15 protein-coding genes are annotated in these 18,626 nt (G+C 50.7%); 10 read left to right on the top strand and 5 right to left on the bottom strand.

Annotated elements, in window-relative coordinates; translation table 11 throughout:
• The first annotated feature begins 114 nt into the window (after window positions 1-114).
• From M0651_RS19455 to M0651_RS19420, 8 genes are all read left to right on the top strand, one after another.
• The gene (locus M0651_RS19455; protein ID WP_248553392.1) at window positions 115-279 is read left to right on the top strand and encodes a hypothetical protein; all 165 of its coding nucleotides are present in this window, start codon (window positions 115-117) and stop codon (window positions 277-279) included.
• 80 nt (window positions 280-359) lie between these two features.
• The gene (locus M0651_RS19450; RefSeq protein WP_248553391.1) at window positions 360-1,784 is read left to right on the top strand and encodes a glycoside hydrolase family 1 protein; all 1,425 of its coding nucleotides are present in this window, start codon (window positions 360-362) and stop codon (window positions 1,782-1,784) included.
• Between the two features lie 102 nt (window positions 1,785-1,886).
• Window positions 1,887-2,933 carry a LacI family DNA-binding transcriptional regulator gene (locus M0651_RS19445; RefSeq protein WP_248553390.1) on the top strand — a complete coding sequence of 349 codons (1,047 nt, stop codon included), beginning with the start codon at window positions 1,887-1,889 and terminating at the stop codon, window positions 2,931-2,933.
• A 328-nt stretch (window positions 2,934-3,261) separates the two neighbouring features.
• Window positions 3,262-6,063: a beta-galactosidase gene (locus M0651_RS19440; RefSeq protein ID WP_248553389.1), complete on the top strand. Its 2,802-nt coding sequence runs from the start codon at window positions 3,262-3,264 to the stop codon at window positions 6,061-6,063.
• Between the two features lie 14 nt (window positions 6,064-6,077).
• Complete coding sequence (locus tag M0651_RS19435; RefSeq protein ID WP_248553388.1) at window positions 6,078-7,049, top strand: ABC transporter permease; 972 nt, start codon at window positions 6,078-6,080, stop codon at window positions 7,047-7,049.
• A 12-nt stretch (window positions 7,050-7,061) separates the two neighbouring features.
• Complete coding sequence (locus tag M0651_RS19430) at window positions 7,062-7,973, top strand: carbohydrate ABC transporter permease (protein WP_248553387.1); 912 nt, start codon at window positions 7,062-7,064, stop codon at window positions 7,971-7,973.
• A 39-nt stretch (window positions 7,974-8,012) separates the two neighbouring features.
• Complete coding sequence (locus M0651_RS19425; protein WP_248553386.1) at window positions 8,013-9,620, top strand: DUF3502 domain-containing protein; 1,608 nt, start codon at window positions 8,013-8,015, stop codon at window positions 9,618-9,620.
• 136 nt (window positions 9,621-9,756) lie between these two features.
• A complete protein-coding gene (locus tag M0651_RS19420; protein WP_248553385.1) occupies window positions 9,757-12,348 on the top strand; it encodes a winged helix-turn-helix domain-containing protein in 2,592 nt (863 codons plus the stop codon).
• Window positions 12,349-12,403: 55 nt separating this feature from the next.
• On the opposite strand, the gene M0651_RS19415 is transcribed toward M0651_RS19420, so the two are convergent.
• Window positions 12,404-12,997 (bottom strand): YjgB family protein, encoded by a 594-nt coding sequence (locus M0651_RS19415; protein WP_248553384.1) that lies wholly within the window; start codon window positions 12,995-12,997, stop codon window positions 12,404-12,406.
• Window positions 12,998-13,242: 245 nt separating this feature from the next.
• On the opposite strand from M0651_RS19415, the gene M0651_RS19410 reads away from it, so the two are divergent.
• Complete coding sequence (locus M0651_RS19410; protein ID WP_372491020.1) at window positions 13,243-14,541, top strand: Nramp family divalent metal transporter; 1,299 nt, start codon at window positions 13,243-13,245, stop codon at window positions 14,539-14,541.
• Window positions 14,542-14,678: 137 nt separating this feature from the next.
• Here M0651_RS19410 and M0651_RS19405 read toward each other — a convergent pair whose 3' ends face one another.
• The 4 genes from M0651_RS19405 to M0651_RS19390 all read right to left on the bottom strand — a co-directional run bounded on the left by M0651_RS19405 (window position 14,679) and on the right by M0651_RS19390 (window position 18,024).
• Window positions 14,679-15,530, bottom strand: a complete 852-nt coding sequence (locus M0651_RS19405; RefSeq protein ID WP_248553383.1) for an SDR family oxidoreductase — start codon at window positions 15,528-15,530, stop codon at window positions 14,679-14,681.
• The gene (locus M0651_RS19400; RefSeq protein WP_248553382.1) at window positions 15,527-16,165 is read right to left on the bottom strand and encodes an NAD(P)H-binding protein; all 639 of its coding nucleotides are present in this window, start codon (window positions 16,163-16,165) and stop codon (window positions 15,527-15,529) included. Before M0651_RS19400 ends, M0651_RS19405 begins: the two co-directional genes overlap by 4 nt.
• A gap of 7 nt (window positions 16,166-16,172) precedes the next feature.
• Window positions 16,173-17,069 carry an alpha/beta hydrolase gene (locus M0651_RS19395; RefSeq protein WP_248553381.1) on the bottom strand — a complete coding sequence of 299 codons (897 nt, stop codon included), beginning with the start codon at window positions 17,067-17,069 and terminating at the stop codon, window positions 16,173-16,175.
• Between the two features lie 88 nt (window positions 17,070-17,157).
• Entirely contained in the window at window positions 17,158-18,024 is an 867-nt protein-coding gene (locus tag M0651_RS19390) for an SDR family NAD(P)-dependent oxidoreductase (RefSeq protein WP_248553380.1), read from the bottom strand.
• 115 nt (window positions 18,025-18,139) lie between these two features.
• Between M0651_RS19390 and M0651_RS19385 the strand changes: the two genes are divergently transcribed.
• Window positions 18,140-18,589: a MarR family winged helix-turn-helix transcriptional regulator gene (locus M0651_RS19385; protein ID WP_248553379.1), complete on the top strand. Its 450-nt coding sequence runs from the start codon at window positions 18,140-18,142 to the stop codon at window positions 18,587-18,589.
• Window positions 18,590-18,626: the final 37 nt, after the last annotated feature.

Raw genomic sequence — 18,626 nt, 5'->3', positions numbered from 1 at the left:
TGAATAAGAGAACTGTTTCATTTTTGGCGTATAGCAAATATGTCATATAAGTATTTGGTTGAATGAAATATCACAATCCAGGAGACGCTATTCAGCGTAAAGGGGGATTCGAGTATGCCAAATCACGACCAAGAACCAATCGAAACGGATGGAGATCCACGCACGATTTATGAAGATACGACCCTGCATACACGATCAGGCTTTATGCCTGAGCAGCCGGATGTGACAGCATACGAACCCGTAAGCGGGGATGCAGAGCAAAATCAAACGCGATCCTGACCGAGAAACAGGCCTTCCTCCTCGTTGAAGGAAGGCCTGTTTTGCTATGTGTCGGCTTTGAAGAGAAAGGACGATAACCGATGGGATTACAGTTTCCGCAGGGATTTTTATGGGGCGGTTCGGTGGCCGCCAATCAGCTAGAAGGCGCCTATCAGGAGGAAGGTAAAGGTCTATCCATCCAGGATGTATTGCCGCATGGCGTGAAGACGCCGCCAACCGATGCGCCAACCAAAGACAATCTGAAGCTGATCGGGATCGATTTCTACCACCGTTACAAGGAAGATATCAAGCTATTCGCCGAAATGGGCTTCAAAACGTTCCGTACCTCGATCGCCTGGTCGCGGATCTTCCCGAAGGGGGACGAAGCCGAGCCAAACGAGAAGGGGCTGCAATTTTACGATCGTCTGTTTGAGGAGTGTCTGAAATATGGGATTGAACCGATGGTGACGCTCTCCCATTATGAAACACCGCTGCATTTAACAAGGGAATATAACGGCTGGGCGAATCGTAAACTGGTCGAATTCTATACCCATTTCGCCAAAACGGTGTTTACGCGTTACAAGGATAAAGTGAAATATTGGCTGACCTTTAACGAGATCAATTCGATCCTGGAGCATCCGTTTATGAGCGGAGGGATCGTGACGCCCAAGGAAAAACTGAGCCTACAGGACCTGTATCAAGCCATCCATCACGAGCTGGTGGCAAGCGCTGCGGCCGTTCAAATCGGGCATGAGATTAACCCGGATTTCAAGATCGGATGCATGGTGCTGAGTTTGCCGACCTACCCGTTGACGCCGCATCCCGATGATGTAATTCAAGCGATGCACACCGATCATCAAAATACATTTTTTCTCGAAGTTCATGCACGTGGCAAGTATCCGGGGTACATGAAACGATTCTTTCAGGAGAACGGGATCCAGCTTGACTTCGAGCCGGGGGATGAAGAAACGCTCGCGCATACGGTCGATTTCATCTCCTTCAGCTATTATATGAGTATTTGCGAGACCGCCAATTCGGAGAATCAGCCAAAAAGCGAGGGGAATTTGTTCGGGGGCGTGTCTAACCCGCATCTTCCTTCCAGCGAATGGGGCTGGCAAATCGATCCCAAGGGGCTTCGTTACATTCTGAACCTATTTCAGGATCGATATCAAAAACCGTTGTTTATTGTCGAAAACGGCTTGGGTGCCGCGGATCAGCTGACCCCGAACGAGAGGGGGGAGTTGACAGTCGAGGATGATTATCGGATCGACTATTTGCGGGCTCATCTTCTACAAGTGGCGGAGGCTATTGCCGATGGGGTCGAAGTTATGGGTTATCTCGTCTGGGGTTGCATCGATCTGGTTAGCAATTCCACTGCTGAAATGAAGAAACGATACGGATTGATCTATGTGGACCGGCATGATGACGGCTCGGGAACGCTTGAGAGATATCGGAAGAATTCGTTCCATTGGTATCGGAAAGTGATTGGCACCAACGGTCAATGTCTGTTGGAAGGGGAGAACTAATCGGCTAATTGCATTTATACTAGATACAGTTCCGTTCTCAAATGCTGGAAAATTTGATATACTTGGGATGTTCTGTGCTACTAATTTCGGGCAGGTGATTTTATGAAACCGATTACAGTATACGACATCGCCAAGGAAGCCAACGTCTCCGTTGCTACGGTCTCCCGAGTACTCAACAATACCGCACCGGTAAAAAAAGAGACCCGGGAGCGCATTAATGAACTCATCAGCAAATATCAGTTTCAACCGAACGCATTGGCGAGAAGTTTGTCAAAGAAAGAGACGGGGATGATCGGCATCATTCTTCCGGATATTACAAACCCCTTCTTTCCCGAAGTGTTGTCCGGATTCGATCTGGAGGCACGCAAGCAAGGGTATACCTATTTCCTTTGCGATACCGTCTCGGCCAGTGTAGACACCGCAGAACAATACCTTCGAGAATCGCAATACTTGAACGCGCTTGCTGAGAAGCAGGTGGACGGAATTGTGATGATGGGGGGGCGCGTTGATTTGGCTAAACCCGAAGATCAGTTGGTTGAGGAGGTTGTCGAGATTGGCAAAAGGTTGCCTGTTCTTCTCGTAAACGGCCGGCTTTCCAAATCGGGACTAAACCGAGTGGCGGTGGATGAGAAGCATGGAGCGGAGCTCGCGGCCCAACATCTCATTGAGCTGGGACACCGCGAAATAGCCATTGTAGGCGGCTACCAGAATATGTCCAACACGATGCAGCGAACGTCCGCCTTTATGAAGAGGATGAAGCAATCGGGCCTTGAGGTTCGCAAAGAGTGGGTGCTTCACGGAGGTTTCTCTGTTGCCAGTGGCACCGCGTTTATGAACCAATTGCTGGAGCTGCCCCATCGGCCAACCGCGATTTTTTGCCTGAATGATCTAGTGGCGATAGGCGTCTTGAAAGCAGCTGTCAAAGCAGGAATACACATCCCTGAAGATCTGTCGATTATCGGATACGATGATATCCCATTTGCGTCCAACAGTATTCCCGAGCTTACAACCATATCCCTGCGAACTCATGAACTTGGGCGAACGGCGGGGGAGGTGTTGCATCAAATGATCACGAAATCGAAGGTGAACAAAACAACCTTGCTGAAGCCTGAGTTGATCGTTCGGGAATCTACTAGAGCTCTTAACTAGAGTTAGGAGCTTCGGCCCGATTGTGGCAAAAAAAGGATTGACAACTTAAATCTTGCTAAGCTAGAATAACTGCGAAAGCCCTTACATTCCACTCGTAGTTCCAGTTCTACTTTTACACACCCTCCTAAATGACAACAAATCTTACTACATTCACCAACGACTCCGATGACAAAGTTAGATTCCAAAACACCTGGTGTACCATCTGAAAAGTTGATTTAACGCTAAAATGAAACCCGTTTCATTCGTTTTGTGTTGACTGAAATGTAACGGGTTTCATGAAATGGGATTCATTAAAATTGAATATTACAGACGCTAGGAGTGGTCCGCTATGAGTACGCGTATCGAATCCGAATCCGTGATAAGTTTATCCGGCCAAGCGGTCAGCATTCATGGTGAAAGTGTGATTTTGCTTTGCGCCTCTCTTTTTTATTTCCGAATTCCTGCCGAATTGTGGGAAGAGCGGTTGGAACAGGTCAAGGAAGCTGGCTATAACTGTATCGACGTCTACTTTCCGTGGAATTTTCACGAACCCCATGAGGGGACATGGGACTTCACCGGAATGCGGGATGCGAAGAAGTTCCTGCGACTGGCAGCGCAAGTGGGATTATGGGTAGTCGCCCGTCCAGGCCCCTATATTTGCTCCGAATGGGACGGTGGTGCATTGCCGTCGTATCTGTATGCCAAAGAGCCGGCCATGCGGTTCAGGGATAATGACCCTGCGTTCTTACAGCATGTGGCCAGGTGGTACGCACAAATCCTACCGATTCTGCATCGCCATGAAGTCACTCACGGCGGTAGTGTCATCTTTGTCCAACTGGACAATGAGCTGGACTTCTATAATTGCTCCGACCCCGCAGGATATATAGCGGCTCTTCGCGACATGGCAGACGCGTATCAATTATCGGTTCCGCTTATCGCTTGTGCCGGTCAGGGCGGCCTGTTACAAGCGTCTGGACTAACAGAAGGCGTTGTACCGACTTGTAATTTCTATCCCGATGACCGGGATCCCCAGTTCGAGAAGAATGTACTGCATTATCGGGATGTGCTTCACAAAATGGGATTTCCACTGCTCGTCACTGAAACGAACCGAAGTCATTATTTGCTCCGCAGACTGCTGTCGACCGGAGCCAAGCTACTGGGACCGTACCTCCAGGTATCGGGTACGAATTTTGGCTTCACCAACGCCATTAACAACTGGGGCAGGCCGCTGGCATTTCTGACCTCGGATTATGACTTCGGAGGTATGATTTCCCCTGAAGGACATCTCCGCGATGAAGTCCAGGAGGCCAAACTACTTGCCAGGTTAATTCGTGCCTATGGCAGCTCTCTTGCCGAGTCCGAACCCGGTCCCGCTGGTTCATGGTCCGTTCAAGGAGAAACGGAAGGGGTGTTTGGTCCTTATGTGCTGCGGTTACAGGGCGGCGGGGAGCTCATTTTTGTGACGAATGGGGAAGACCATGCCAAGCAAATTTGCTTGCAAGGGGACAAAGGAACCCGAGCTCCATCTACCGGCGTCTTGACCTTAGCCGCTTCAAGATCGTTGGCACTGCCTGCCAATATTCCGCTGTCCATCTGGGGAGTACCCGGACGGCTAAACTCCTCCACAGCGGAGCTCTACATGGCGGAACAACAGAAGGACGGGGCCATACTGGCGTTTCACATGGAGGGGAATCACGGGGAAATCGTCCTTGCAATCGAAGCAGCACATGAGCCGGTGGCGGAGGGAATGGGCGTAATCAGCCGCGAGGGACAATTTGAGTTGCTTCTCTCGGGCGCAGAGACGGCGTTTTGCCGATTTGAATTGAAGGATGGACAACGATTCACGGTTATTGTCACAGATCGATTGAAAGCGCTTCATACCGAAACGATCAACCTAGACGGGACGGTGGCTGCTTCCACTCCTCAACCGAAGTCGAAGATCTCCGACTCGTCGCAAGCTTTAGAGTGGCAGTTTGTTTCAGGAGAGGGATGGAAGCCGCCATTCCAAGCCATATCAGTTTTAACGCCTGGGGCGAAGCTTGATTATCTAGAAAGGTTGGGCGTTTATCGTGGATACGCCTGGTATGAGGCCAAAGTCAACCTGACTAATGCGGATCACCTGCTACAAGGATTTCTTGTCCGTCAAACCAGCGATGTTATTTCTTTGTATGCCGACGGGACCTACATCGGAACCTCAACCCCGGGTGGAGCCAGCCTGTTTGTTCCGGTGAATGAACGGGATGTAGAGAAGATACAAGCACGCGTTGAAATTTGGGGGCACAGTAATTTTGATGATCTCCGGCTCCCGGCCCTTCGCCTACCTTCCTTGAAGGGGATGGAAGGTATTGTAGCGATCACGGCCATTCACGACATTACCGCGAACTGGTACGTGAATCCCACAGGTGAACGCTTGTTGCAAGGTGGCGCGACTAATATGGATGAGGCGTTATGGCCGGTGGTTGGCTTTGGAAGCTGGTTATCCGCGGATCATCCGTCACAGCAAGTTTTTCGCACGAAGTTTGTACCCGCGGCTAACCGAACGGCGTGGATCCTGCATTTTCGGAATTTACAAGGTCACGCGCGGCTTTGGGTGAATGGCGTTGATGCCGGTTCCATCCATCCGATGAATGCTTATATCGATCTGAAGCCTTATGTCACCCCGGGCCAAGAGTTGCAGCTGGAGGTGTATCTGCTGCGAACGATGGGGCAGCCTGGCGGCCAAGTGCTGATTTATGAAGGTGTCGAAGCTTCAGAGTTCACGGTTGTCGCGGCAGATGAAGCTGAGCTGAAGGCAGAAGCAGACCATAGAATTGCTTCAGCCGCTCCAGGGCAATTGCCGCTCTGTCTTGACTCTGGAAAGGCAGGCTGGTTGTTCGCCCCAATCCATAACTCCGCGCAGGGCAAAGGTTGGAGGGTTCGTGCGATAGGCTCGGGATTAAAGCTTACCGTGTTTATGGATGAGCGGATCGTCGGCCGGCTGTGGTTGCCCGGAGGGGCGGGAAGGCCAACGATGACTGGCGGCAGCGCGGACTCGTTTTATTTGCCGGGTCCTTGGTTTCATGACAACCAGGCGCAGCTGTCCATTTATCTCGAAGCGGTGGAGGACCAGGCTGCAGGAAGATTGGAGAGCCTTGAGGTTATTTCCGTATAGAAGGGAGGATGCATATGGAGATCACGACGCCTACGAAGGTGCGCAAACGGCCGCAATTACACAGGATTCAGAATGGCCGATTCAGACGGTTTTGGAACAATAAAACGCTGCTGCTCATGTGTTTGCCGGCCATCGTATTCTTTATCATCTTTGCTTATCTGCCGATGCCTGGCCTGTACCTGGCGTTCATCAAATACAACTACACGGATGGCATCTTCAAAAGTCCGTTCGTCGGGTTTGATAACTTTCGATTTCTGGTGATGACGGGAGATTTGTGGCGGCTGACGTTTAATACGGTGGTTTATAATCTGGCTTTTATCCTGCTCGGGAACGTGCTGCAAATCGTCGTCGCTGTGTTTCTGAACGAGATTCGCCTCAAATGGTTTAAGAAGCTGACCCAAACCTTGATGTTCCTGCCGCACTTTATCTCGGCGGTCCTGATTGGCCTGATCGCTTACAATGTGCTGAGCTATGATTACGGCCTGCTTAACAGCATCCTGACCTCGCTGGGATTTGATCCGGTGAAGACGTATTCGAACGCCGGGATTTGGCCGTTTATCATCGTTCTTACGTATTTGTGGCAATCCACGGGTTATGGCTCCATCGTGTATTTCGCCGCCATCATGGGCCTGGATAACGAGATTATCGAAGCTGCGGAAATCGACGGGGCAGGCGCGTTCCAGAGAATCCGTTATATCGTACTCCCTTGGCTGAAGCCCACCTTTATCATCCTGCTCTTGTTTTCGCTTGGCGGCATATTGCGCGGCAATTTCGGTTTGTTCTTCAACCTGGTGGGAGCAAACAACACCGCATTGTACGCGACGACCGATATCATCGAAACCTATGTGTTCCGCGCCCTCATGACCAACTTCAATTTCTCAATCGGCAGCGCCGTCAGTCTATATCAATCGGTCTTCGGGTTTATCGTTGTCATGACGGCCAACTGGCTGGTCAAGAAGGTTTCGCCGGATAACTCACTATTTTAGGAGGTGCAAGGTATGGATGACGCTTATGAAGCCCGAAGCATCCGTACAGATCTAGGCGGCATCATCGTCAAAATCGTAGGTTACCTGTTTATCGGCTTCTTCTCCTTATGCTGCTTGCTGCCCTTCCTGCTTGTCCTTGGCACATCCTTTACGTCGGAATCGGCGATCAAGCGGTTTGGATTCAATTTCTGGCCCCGAGAGTTCAGCACCTTCTCCTACAAAATCGTCTTCGAAAATCCGGACCTCATGATCGGCTCCTATCTTGTGACGATCGGTATCACCGTCTGCGGCACTGCGCTGGGGTTGTTCCTGGTGGCCATGACCGGGTATGCGCTGCAACGGCCCGATTTTGCTTATCGAAACCGGATTTCCTTCTTTATTTACTTTACGACATTGTTCACCGGCGGTCTGGTTCCGTTCTATTTGCTCGTGACGCAATATTTGAGCTTGAAGGACAATTATTTGGCCGTTTTACTACCCGGCTTGTTAAGTCCATTCCTCATTATCATGATGAAAAGCTTCGTTCGTTCCATCCCCCACGCCATCACCGAATCTGCCAAAATCGACGGAGCCGGGGATTTCACGATTTTCATCCGCCTCATCCTGCCGATGACAACGCCGGCACTAGCTACAATTGGCTTGTTTATCGCCCTTGGGTATTGGAACGAATGGTACAACTCAATGTTGTTCTTATCGCCGGATATGAAGTATCGTCCGCTGCAGCTATTCTTATATAACGTCATCACCAGCGCGGACTTCATCCGCAATTCAGCGGCCGCCTCCAACGTGGAGTTGCGGGATGTCCCGCTCGAATCGATGAAGATGGCGACGGCTATCGTCGCGACGGGCCCGGTGATTTTATTCTATCCGTTTGTGCAGCGTTATTTCATCAAGGGGATCACGGTGGGCGCTGTGAAAGGTTGAGGTTTCACAATTTGATATAAAAGAGGGAGGTTGGTACGAATGGTTCGATGGAAACAAGCTTCAATTTGGGTCATGGTGAGCCTGTTGGTACTGCTGCTTGTGTCCTGCGCCGGCGGTCAAAACGGCAATAACGGGGCAAGCGGGGATACGGCGAACAACGGAGGGAATAAGACCAACACTGGTCAGGAGACGGACAGTGGAGTGGATACGTCCAAGTTCGTGAAGATTAGCTATCTCGTGCTGGGGGATAAGCCGAAGAATGGACAATTCGAGAAAGTACTCACGGAAGTTAACAAATTGATGAAGGAAAAAATCAACGCCGAGCTGGAATGGAAATGGATTGAATGGGCGGATTGGCAGACGAAATACAATTTGGCTTTAGCCTCCGGCGAGTCGATTGATCTGATCACCATCGGAACCGATTGGCTGGACACCTGGGGGAATGCGCAACGCGGCGCTTTCATGAATTTGGATGAGCTGCTTCCGAAATATGCGCCGGAAACGTGGAACTCCATCACGAAGGAGGACTGGGACGAAAGTAAATATAACGGCAAAATCGTCTTGATTCCGGAGAACGATTATACGCAGTGGGTCAACCACGGCTTCTTCTATCGGGGGGATTGGGCGAAGGAAGCCGGCATCACGGAACCAATCAAGGATTGGGAGGGAATCGAGAAATATTTGAAGTACATTAAGGACAACAAACCGGATGTCATTCCTTGGGATGCAGCGTCAGGCGCTCAAACCTGGGGCGGATTTGTGCAATCTTATACGGATGAGCTGGAGCTTCCGATTTCCACCGGTTTTATGCCTGTATTTACGGCGAAGTCGTTTGAGGAGAAATTTACCGCAACGAGCCCGGTCTTCGAGGACGTATTCTTGAAATATGCGACCATGATGAAGAGCTGGGCGGATCAAGGCTTCTGGCGTGAAGACGCTCTAAATAACAAGAACAACAACCGCGATGCGTTGAAAGCCGGCTTGTCGGGACTCGACCAGCACCATACGCAGACGTTCTCGGGACTTCGCGTAGAGATGGATAAGGCCCAGCCTGGCTCTGAGCTGCAGATGTTTCCGTTCTCCCGGACGCGAGGCACGAACCTAATGGAGCTGTCGATCACGCATGGCGGCACCTCCCTTGGCGCCCACAGTAAAAATCCGGAACGCGCGCTGATGGCTTACGATCTCATTCGCAATAATGAAGAAATCTATCATCTGATTAACTATGGACTGGAAGGCGTGCAATATGTGATCAAGGACGGAAAACGTGCGCGTCCGGAAGGTTATGAAGAGGCAAGAGACAACTTCTATGCGGATTTCTGGGGCGGCCGGGTCGACAAGTTTGAAATCCCAAGTGAAACGACCTGGGATCAGATCGAAGAGACGTTATACGCCGAATACGATCAGATCAAGAAGCCTTACGTCTATGGACAATTTGTCTTTGATAAAACGCCGGTGGAAGCCGAATTAACGGCCGTTTCGCAGGTCACTGGAGAGCTTGGTCCAGCTATCGTGATGGGGAAAGCCGGGGATCCGGCGCAGGCGGTTGAGGAGTTCCGTAATAAGCTGAAACAAGCCGGTTACGACAAGGTGCTGGCGGAGCTGCAAAAGCAGTTGGACGCCTATAAAACTCAATTGGGCGAATAGTGAATTGATAAGTATAGGAAGACGGACTCGCGGGAGCGCGGGTCTGTTTTTTTGGGGGAAGGCGCGCCTAAGTCGTTCGTGTTCATCGTTCCCGACCGGGCACGAGCATGGTATGATCTTTTATGGAGGGACTGCCATGCACGAAACCAAAGAAAACCATGTATTGCTCTTATCCAAAATGAATATACCTGGGGATATCCAGGTGTCCGTGCCACGTCCTCGACTCATCGAACGATTAAACGAAGCATTGGACTGCAGGGCAACCTATATCGCAGCTCCAGCCGGATATGGGAAAACGAACTTGATCCGGGAATGGGCCAATCAAGTAACCCGACCTTTGGCATGGCTGTCATTGGACGAGAAGGATAATGATTTGATTCGCTTCTGGCATTATGTCACCGCTGCCATTGAGCGATCGACAGGCCGGTTCTCTGAGGCGTTTCAAACCTCTTTTGCAGCGCTTAGACCAGGCCATTATGAGCCGATGATCATCGCATTACTGAATGAGTTCAATCGCTTGTCTCAACCGCTGGCCTTGATCCTGGATGATTGGCATGAGATCCACGATCCGGACATCTTGAGTTCAGTCGGTTTTATGCTGGAATATCTGCCCCAAGGGATACATCTCACTTTCGCCAGCCGGTATGACAACGACTTTATCAAGTCTCGTTGGATTAGCCGAGGATGGGTTTACCGTATTTACGACGTTCAAATGCGATTTGATATCGTGGAAACGGGAGAGTTTTTTCGTCTTTCCGCGCATAAGGAGCTGGATCACGACCAGCTTGAACAGGTTCTTACACAAACCGAAGGTTGGGTGACGGGATTAAAGCTGATTGCCTTGTCTTGGCGTCATGAGAAGGGGCTCGGCACATTAAGGCTGCCGTCTCTTGAGCGCAGCGGGGTAGAGGAATATCTGTTCCAAGAGGTGTTCAATTCCTTGGATGAGTCGATTCGATCATTTCTGTTGGATGTCTCCGTGCTGCAGCGATTGCACCGCTCTCTCTGTCAAGCAGTTGCTGGGGACGGCGGGGCGGAAATGCTTGAGGAAGTGGCCCGGTTAAACTTATTCTTACTCCCGCTTGATGACGGCAGGCAATGGTATCAGTTCCATCGTTTGTTCGGCGATTTCTTGCGTAGGGAGGAGGAGCGCCGACGTCCTGGGAATGCCGCAAAACTTCTTCGTACGGCGGCGGAATGGTGTGAATCACGGGAACTCTTTGAAGAGGCCGTGGATTATTATTTAGCCGGAGCTAATTATGGGGAAGCTATTCGTCTACTAGAGCAGATGGGAAGCGTGCTTATTCGACGGGAGTTCTCAACGATGAAGACATGGCTGTCAGCCATACCCGAAGACCTGTTGTTGCTCCATCCGTACCTTTATTTCTCCTACACGCATTCCTTGTTATGGTCGCAGGATGTCACCCTCGCAGAATTGTATTTGCACCGAGCAGAACAGTACTACGAAGAGACTGGAGACCGCTGGGAGCCGGAGGAGAGAGACCGCTATTTGGGTTATCTGTATTACGTCAGGAATTTCAAAGCAACCCAATACGAAATGGATATGGTGAAGGCGCTGAAGTACATTCAGCTGTCCTTGCAATATAGTCCGCAGGGAACGGATCTGATCTTCGCTTCTCCCTTGATGCCGTTGTCCCCTTCGGTATTCCGGTCTTATAACGGGAAGCGGGGGCTGCATTTACCGCGCGGGTTAGCCGACGGTTTCTTCACAAGCATGATCGAGTTCATGGGACGGATGGGACTACAGGATTCGGTGGTCGTTTGCTATGGGGAACTGATGTATGAACGCAACGAGTTAGAGCAGGCGGAAGTTTATTTGAAGCAAGGTTTAAAGGGACAAAGTCAAGCGCATTATCAACCGGAGAAGGTGTATGTCCCCGCTTCGTTGTTCCTGTCCCGAATCTATCAAGCAAGGCGTGATGAAGAGCAGGCAGAGGGTTGGATCGCGGATGCATTCCGGCGAGCCGTTGACGATGGGGTGGACGAGGCTCTGATCTTGCTGGATACGGAGCGGGCGGCGATGCGCTTGCGCCATGGAGACTTAGGCCTGGCGATGGAATGGCAGGAGCGCTACGGTCTTTCGGCGGAAGACCTGGTTTCGGTACATCAACTGTTTCCTTACACCTTCCTGGTTCGGTTGTTGATCGAGACGGGGCGGTTAGACGAAGCTTGGCGGTTATCCGACAAGCTGCTGCCCATCGCCGTGAAAGGCCACCGCCCGATGGATGCGCTGGATCTCGAAACGTTGCAGGCGATGATTTTACAGTTGGCAGGGAAACCGCAAGAGGCGCTGCTCAAATTGGAGGCGGCGCTAAAGCTGGCGAAACCGGACGATTACGTTCGGGTGTTTACGGATAAAGGACAACGTTTGTCCGAGTTGCTTGCCATTTATGTAGAGCAACGGCAAAAAGGGAATTTACGCGACGATAACGCCACGCCGCTCGAGTATGTACGTAAAGTATTGTCCAGCTTTGAGCGACCGGCGAAGGGAAGTCGATCCTCCTCAAAAGCCTTGGAAACGCTGCTTACACCGCGTGAACTCACGATCTTTCGCTGTATGGAGGAAGGGATGGACAATCCGTCGATTGTAGAGGCGTTGGGCATCGGCATGGGGACGCTTAAAGCTCATATCAACCGCATATACGGCAAGCTGCAGGTCAAGAATCGCGTGGAGGCGATGATCCGCGGGAAAGAAATCGAAGGCTGAACCGGCGTGGACTTATAGAGTCACGCGTCCGGCTCAGCCTCTTTTTTTGGGGGGATTAATTCTCCAGAAGGTTGATGTGATCCAGGTCCGTGCTGCTATTAAATATAAATTCAAGACTATACTCTCCGCGGATATAGGTCAGTTTGGTTTGCTTGGTGTTGCCGTTCTTGATCGTGCTGCTTGCGTCCGGTGCAAACCAGTTTTGCTTCAGCATTTTCATCGTGATGCCGCCGATATTGGTTTGGCGTTCCACGTTGGTACCGAAATAACGCATTTCTTGAATCGTACCCTTAGTGTAGGATAACGCATATCCCGGATTACCCATATTGGCGCTGTATAAATCAAATGCCAAGCTTCCCTTGCCCGCGATAGAAGGATCACCGATCAGCTTGATGACGTCTTTCCGAGTGTTTTTACCGACCGTCAGTCCGGAGACAGCTCCAGGGAACTGTCCTTTTAAGGCGGGTTTATAAAAGCTGTTTAAAGTATCCAAGGCATGAGCGGTGTCTTCCTTCTGGATCTGTGCTGCCGTCGTCTTCGTTGGCTGTGCCGTGACGACACTGCTTGATGTGGCCCAAGTGGCAACGCCAAGGATACCTGCGGCAAGGAGAGCAATAACGGCTTGATGATTGAAGATTTTTCGGTTCATATCCATGCTCCTTCTCTATCCTATGAAATATCGATAGACGTTATGATAAGTACATTCCATATCATAGTGGAAACCGCAAAGGAACAAGTGTCGATTTCGTCAATTAGAATTTTCAATATCGCAAGAAAATGGATTTACATTTTTCAAAATGAAGCATATACTAAGGCTATAAAGTTGCACTAAGGAAACTTTAATGGATATAGACAACTTTGGATATTGGACAGCGCAAGGGAGGGATTGTCATGATGGAACAAAGTGTTGCGCAGCAAACCACTCAAGTTGCAGCAAAAGGAATGGATCACAAATCCTCCGCACATGCCGCATTAGACGGCCGAACGAAAGGACTGAAACGGCTGCTGCCTTTTCTTGGACCTGCGTTTATCGCGGCGGTTGCTTATATCGATCCCGGTAACTTTGCGACGAATATTACAGCGGGATCCAAATACGGATATCTTCTGTTATGGGTGATCTTCGCCTCGAATTTGATGGCTGTGTTGATTCAGTCGTTATCGGCCAAATTGGGGATCGCCACCGGCAGAAATCTGCCTGAGGTTGCTCATGATCGGTTCCCTAAGGGAGTATCGATTTTCCTGTGGATTCAAAGTGAACTAGTCATTATCGCAACGGATTTAGCCGAATTTATCGGGGCGGCTTTAGGGCTTTATCTCCTGTTTGGCATTCCGATGCTGCCAGCAGCCGTGATCACTGCGATAGGTTCCTTTGCGATCCTGGAGCTTCAGCGGAGGGGATATCGCGCTCTGGAGGCGGGAATCGCAGCGATGGTGCTGATCGTCGTGCTGGCCTTTGCCTTTCAGGTGATTGCGGCAAATCCGGATTTTGGCGCGGTTGGCGCGGGTATGGTGACTCCACGATTTGACGGGGTGGATAGCGTCTTACTGGCTGCCGGTATCTTAGGGGCGACTGTAATGCCTCACGCCATTTATCTGCACTCCTCGTTAACGCAAAACCGTATCGTCGGCCGTAATGAGGCGGAGAAGAAGAAAATTTTCAAACTGGAATTCATCGACATCGTGTTGGCCATGTTGATTGCCGGGGCGGTGAATATGGCGATGGTGGTCGTATCCGCAGGTCTGCTCTTTAAGAATGGGCTGGTGGTGGAGGATTTGGACGTCGCTTTTCATCATTTCGGAACGATTGCCGGACCAGTAACTGCCATCTCCTTTGGGCTTGGTTTGCTGATTGCCGGCCTGTCGAGCTCGTCGGTCGGTACGATGGCTGGGGATGTCGTGATGCAAGGCTTCATTAACAAGCGAATTAACCTGTATGTTCGGCGGGCTATTACGACGATTCCACCGCTCGCCATCATCATTTCAGGCGTCAATCCTACGAATGCCTTGGTGATGAGCCAAGTGATTCTGTCGTTTGGGATTGCCTTTGCCCTGATTCCCTTGATCTTGTTCACCTCAAACCGCAAAATAATGGGCGGGCTGGCGAATCACCGGATTACCACTACGCTGGGTTGGATCATCTCCGCTTTGGTGGTCGGCCTGAATTTGTTCTTAATCGTTCAAATGCTGTTTTGACGTCGTGCAGATCCCGACTAGGGATATGAAGTGGACCTCCATTTCCGCTGAAGCGGGGATGGGGTCCTTTTATTTTAAATATGACATGCTGTCGTCAGAATTTAGGCTTTATGATGGAATCGTTAACATGAAAGACATCAGACCGTCTCACCAACCTCACGCTCACTCCAAGCCCAGCATTGATTCGCCAATTGCTTGTTCTGAGCTTGAGGGGAGGTTGAGGTTATCCTTTTGTTTTGAAAATACTTGCCGCTGATCTCGCTAACCTCAGGGCTGTCAGCCAAATAAATCGTTGTTTCGGCTCCTTGCAGGGGACTTAATACAAAAGGCTTCATTAAGGTTTGCGCTGTTTTGGCCCAAAACCCGCCGTTTCGATCCACTCCGATATTGGTGGATACCGTACCGGGATGAAGGCTGTTGACCGTCACCTGCGTGTCTTTCATGCGATCGCTGAGCTCCAGCGTAAAGAGCAGGTTGGCCAGCTTGGATTGTCCATACGCTTCCATAAAGGAAAATGACTTTTCTCGGTACGGATCGCTCAGGTCCAGATTCGCTTTCTTATGCGAAACGGAGGCGACGTTGACGATCCGGCCTTGGTTGGCAAGTTTAAGGGGATCCAGCAGCAGATTGGTTAGCAGAAAAGTTCCCAGATGGTTAATGCCCATCATACGCTCGAACCCGTCGGAGGTCGTCTCTCGTTTAAAGGTCATCACCCCCGCATTGTTAATCAGGACATCCAGAACATCGTAAGTTGCCCGAAATTCCTCGGCAAATAACCGGATTTGTGCCAAAGAACCTAAATCAAGCTTCATGAGTTCGATAGCTGGAGAGTCACTTTCTTTGCGTGCTTCCTCTAATGCTCGTAGGCCGCGTCTTTCGTCGCGGCAGGCCATCACCACATGATAACCTTTCTTGGCTAACTCAACTGTGGTGGCATAACCCATCCCTGAATTTGCTCCGGTAATGATTACGGTCTTCTTAGATTTCATCGATTCAAATCCTCCATTTCCTTCCAATAGTAAAAGTTCACTTTATCTGACGGGCGCTTAGCCGCTTGATGCATGGCTGTGGCGATATCTTGCGCTGAAGTGCCTTTATATTTATCCATTTTCCCGAGGAAAAATGGGTTGATGATTCTCCAGATAAACATCACTGCCAGTTCCATGGGACGAAACTCCGGGCGGTGACCCATGATCATCGATGGACGGAACAGATGGGTATGCTCAAACCCCAAGCGGAGGATATCGCGTTCAATCTCACCCTTGACCCGAACGTAAGCGGATCGCGACTTCGGATCGGCTTGCACGGCCGTGACGATCAAGACGGCTTTGGCTCCATGCTCTTTCGCAAAGGACGCGGCCATGACCGGGTACCCATGTTCGACTTCATAGGAGCCTGAACCTAACGTAATGAAAATCTCATCCGCCTTCAGTTGATCCTTCAAGCCCGGCAGGGTGCCATAGTCGCCGATAATCATGTGTAGCTTTGGGTGGCGAATCGGCAGTGGGGTGCGGACTACAGTGATAACCTGCTCGTATTCGACATCTTGCAGCAACTGTTCCAGAAGATATGAACCAACGAAACCGCTGGCTCCAAACAGAAGCGCTTTTTTTGAATTCTTCATGAGTATATCAATCTCCTCTGGCTTCCTTAATATAAAACTCGACTTGCCGGATCACCTTCGAAGCTTCGGGGATCGGGAAGATCGGCCATGCGTGAAACATGCCGGGATACTCAAACGCTTGGATAGATACCCCATCAGCACGGGCTTGTTGAACCAACTGTCGTGCATCAGGCAATATCAATTCGTCAGTCCCATAAAAAATCGTGATTGGCCCTAGTCCGGTAAGCGATCCGTAAATCGGGCTGACCCAGGGTTGGCGGGGGTCAAGTTCACCGGCGTACAGCTTGCCCGCTTCCAGCAGACCCGTACGAGCCAGTAAGGGATCACGCGCTTCCGAGGCTTGAATTTCCGGGTGGCTGAGTGTCACGTCAAGCCACGGGGAGAACAGAAGGGTATGCCCGGGTTGAGGCAACCCCAAGTTCCGGATATGCTGGGTCAAAGCCAAGGCCATTCCACCACCAGCGGAATCCCCTATAAGCACGATGTCATTAGAATCGGCATCACGGAGAAGATTTTGGTAAACATCGGTTACAAAAGACAACGTGACAGAAGCCGGCGTGGCGGTTGCCAGCGGGTACATCGGAATAACGGTGGTACCGCCAAGCGCTTCGGTCAACTTTCCCGCGAATCGCCAATGAAACGGCGACATCTCATGAACGTACGCTCCGCCATGCAAGTAGAGCAGCCGGCGGTTATTAATGTGGGCCATCGATTTCGGTTTTATCGTAAACACTGGATACTCGCTTACCTCGAATTGATGGACCCGGTATCGAGACTTCGTTTGCTTGGGTGGGTGATAGGTTTCGCGCCGATTTAGACTTCTCCTGAACCCTTCAACCGTCGTCCAATCCTTTCGGAAGAGGTGAAAGATCTGTCTAAACAGAGTGCTTTGTATGCTGCTCATGATAATGTTCTCCTTGGGATGTGAACTATAAAATAAGGTCGCGAGACCCTGCTATGCGCCTCGCGACCGGCACCTTTGGTTGTAGCGATTAGAGTTGCAGACCCGCCAGCTTGGAGAGATCACTGCCTTCAAAGTCAGTGGACCGGCTGACGGCTTCCCATTCGGCGGTTGCCTCGGCTTGCGATTTCAAGCCCATTTCCAAGCCGTATAACGCATCACTGCCAATCACGAGATGAGCGGGGAGCTCCTCCCGGCGGGACAAGTCCACGATGACCTTGGCGATTTTAGCGGGATCGCCGATTTCGTGACCATTGTAGCTCTCCAGCATCTTCAGCATAAAGCCGACGCTGGGCTCGTAATCTGCAATTAAATCGGGCGTTTGGCTCATGGCCAACTCGGAGCATTCCGTCCGCATGCCCCCGGGCTCAACGGAGATCATCTTCACACCAAACGGAGCGACTTCCCCGGCTACCGATTCCGTAAACCCGCTCGCCGCGAACTTGGCCGCATTATAGGCAGCTTGTCCGGGCGATGCCGTCCGGGCAGCGATGGAGGTGATGTTAATGATATGTCCGGAACGCTGTTGGCGCATGACGGGAAGGGCAGCTCGCGTCAGGTTGACTACACCGTAAAAGTTCGTATCCACAATCGATTTGAATCGTTCTTGTGTAACTTGCTCAAAGGGGGCCACATGGCTGAAGCCCGCATTGTTCACAAGCACATCGAGCCTGCCGAACGTTTCGACCGCCAACTGAACGGACGCATCCGCAGCCGTCTGATCGGTTACGTCCAGCTCTAACAGCTTTACGCGATCTCCGTACTTCTCCTGTAAGGTTGTAAGGCTCGCCGTATTTCTGGCCGTGGCCACCAATCGATCCCCATGATCGAGAATCGCTTCCGCTATGGAACGGCCCAAACCTCGACCGCTTCCGGTAACTAACCACACTTTATTCATGATGAAATCCCCCTTCGGAATATAGTTATCAATTGACAACAAAATCATAGCATGACGGATTTTTAGTTGTCAAATGATATGTAATTTGATATCGTGACACGTAGAGGTGATTCAAATGGGACAAACCGATTTTCCCTATCCGTTCGTCGCATTCTTAACCGCGGTTTCCGCCGAAATCGACGAGGTGACGCATATCCTCAAACCGGAGGGACTCACGCCTGTGCAATTTACCATGCTTGGTTTTATAGGAGTGAATCGGAGGGTAACGCCCAGCTTGATCAGTGAACGTATGCCGATGTCGATGCCCAACACCAGCCGGGAGCTCAAAAAGCTGAGGGAGAAGGGATTATGCGAGAGGGTGGAAGATCCGAAGGATCGGCGCAAACAATATGTCCGACTTTCCCGGGAAGGAGAAGGATTGATCAACGATGTCTTTGCCCAAATTGAAGACCGTTTTCATGAACGTGTGAAGCTGCTAACTGATAAGGACCGCCTGGCGATTAGTCAAGCCATGGAACTGCTGCACACGAAAGTATTCACTAAAGGACCCGCTGCGGAACAATAAAGTTAAATTCGGAAGTCAATCATCTGGCTAAATCAAA

The organism is Paenibacillus mellifer, from assembly GCF_023195895.1.
Taxonomy (GTDB): domain Bacteria; phylum Bacillota; class Bacilli; order Paenibacillales; family Paenibacillaceae; genus Fontibacillus; species Fontibacillus mellifer.
Note: the sequence above shows the minus strand (reverse complement) of the source record. Positions and strands in the feature narration are given on the sequence as shown.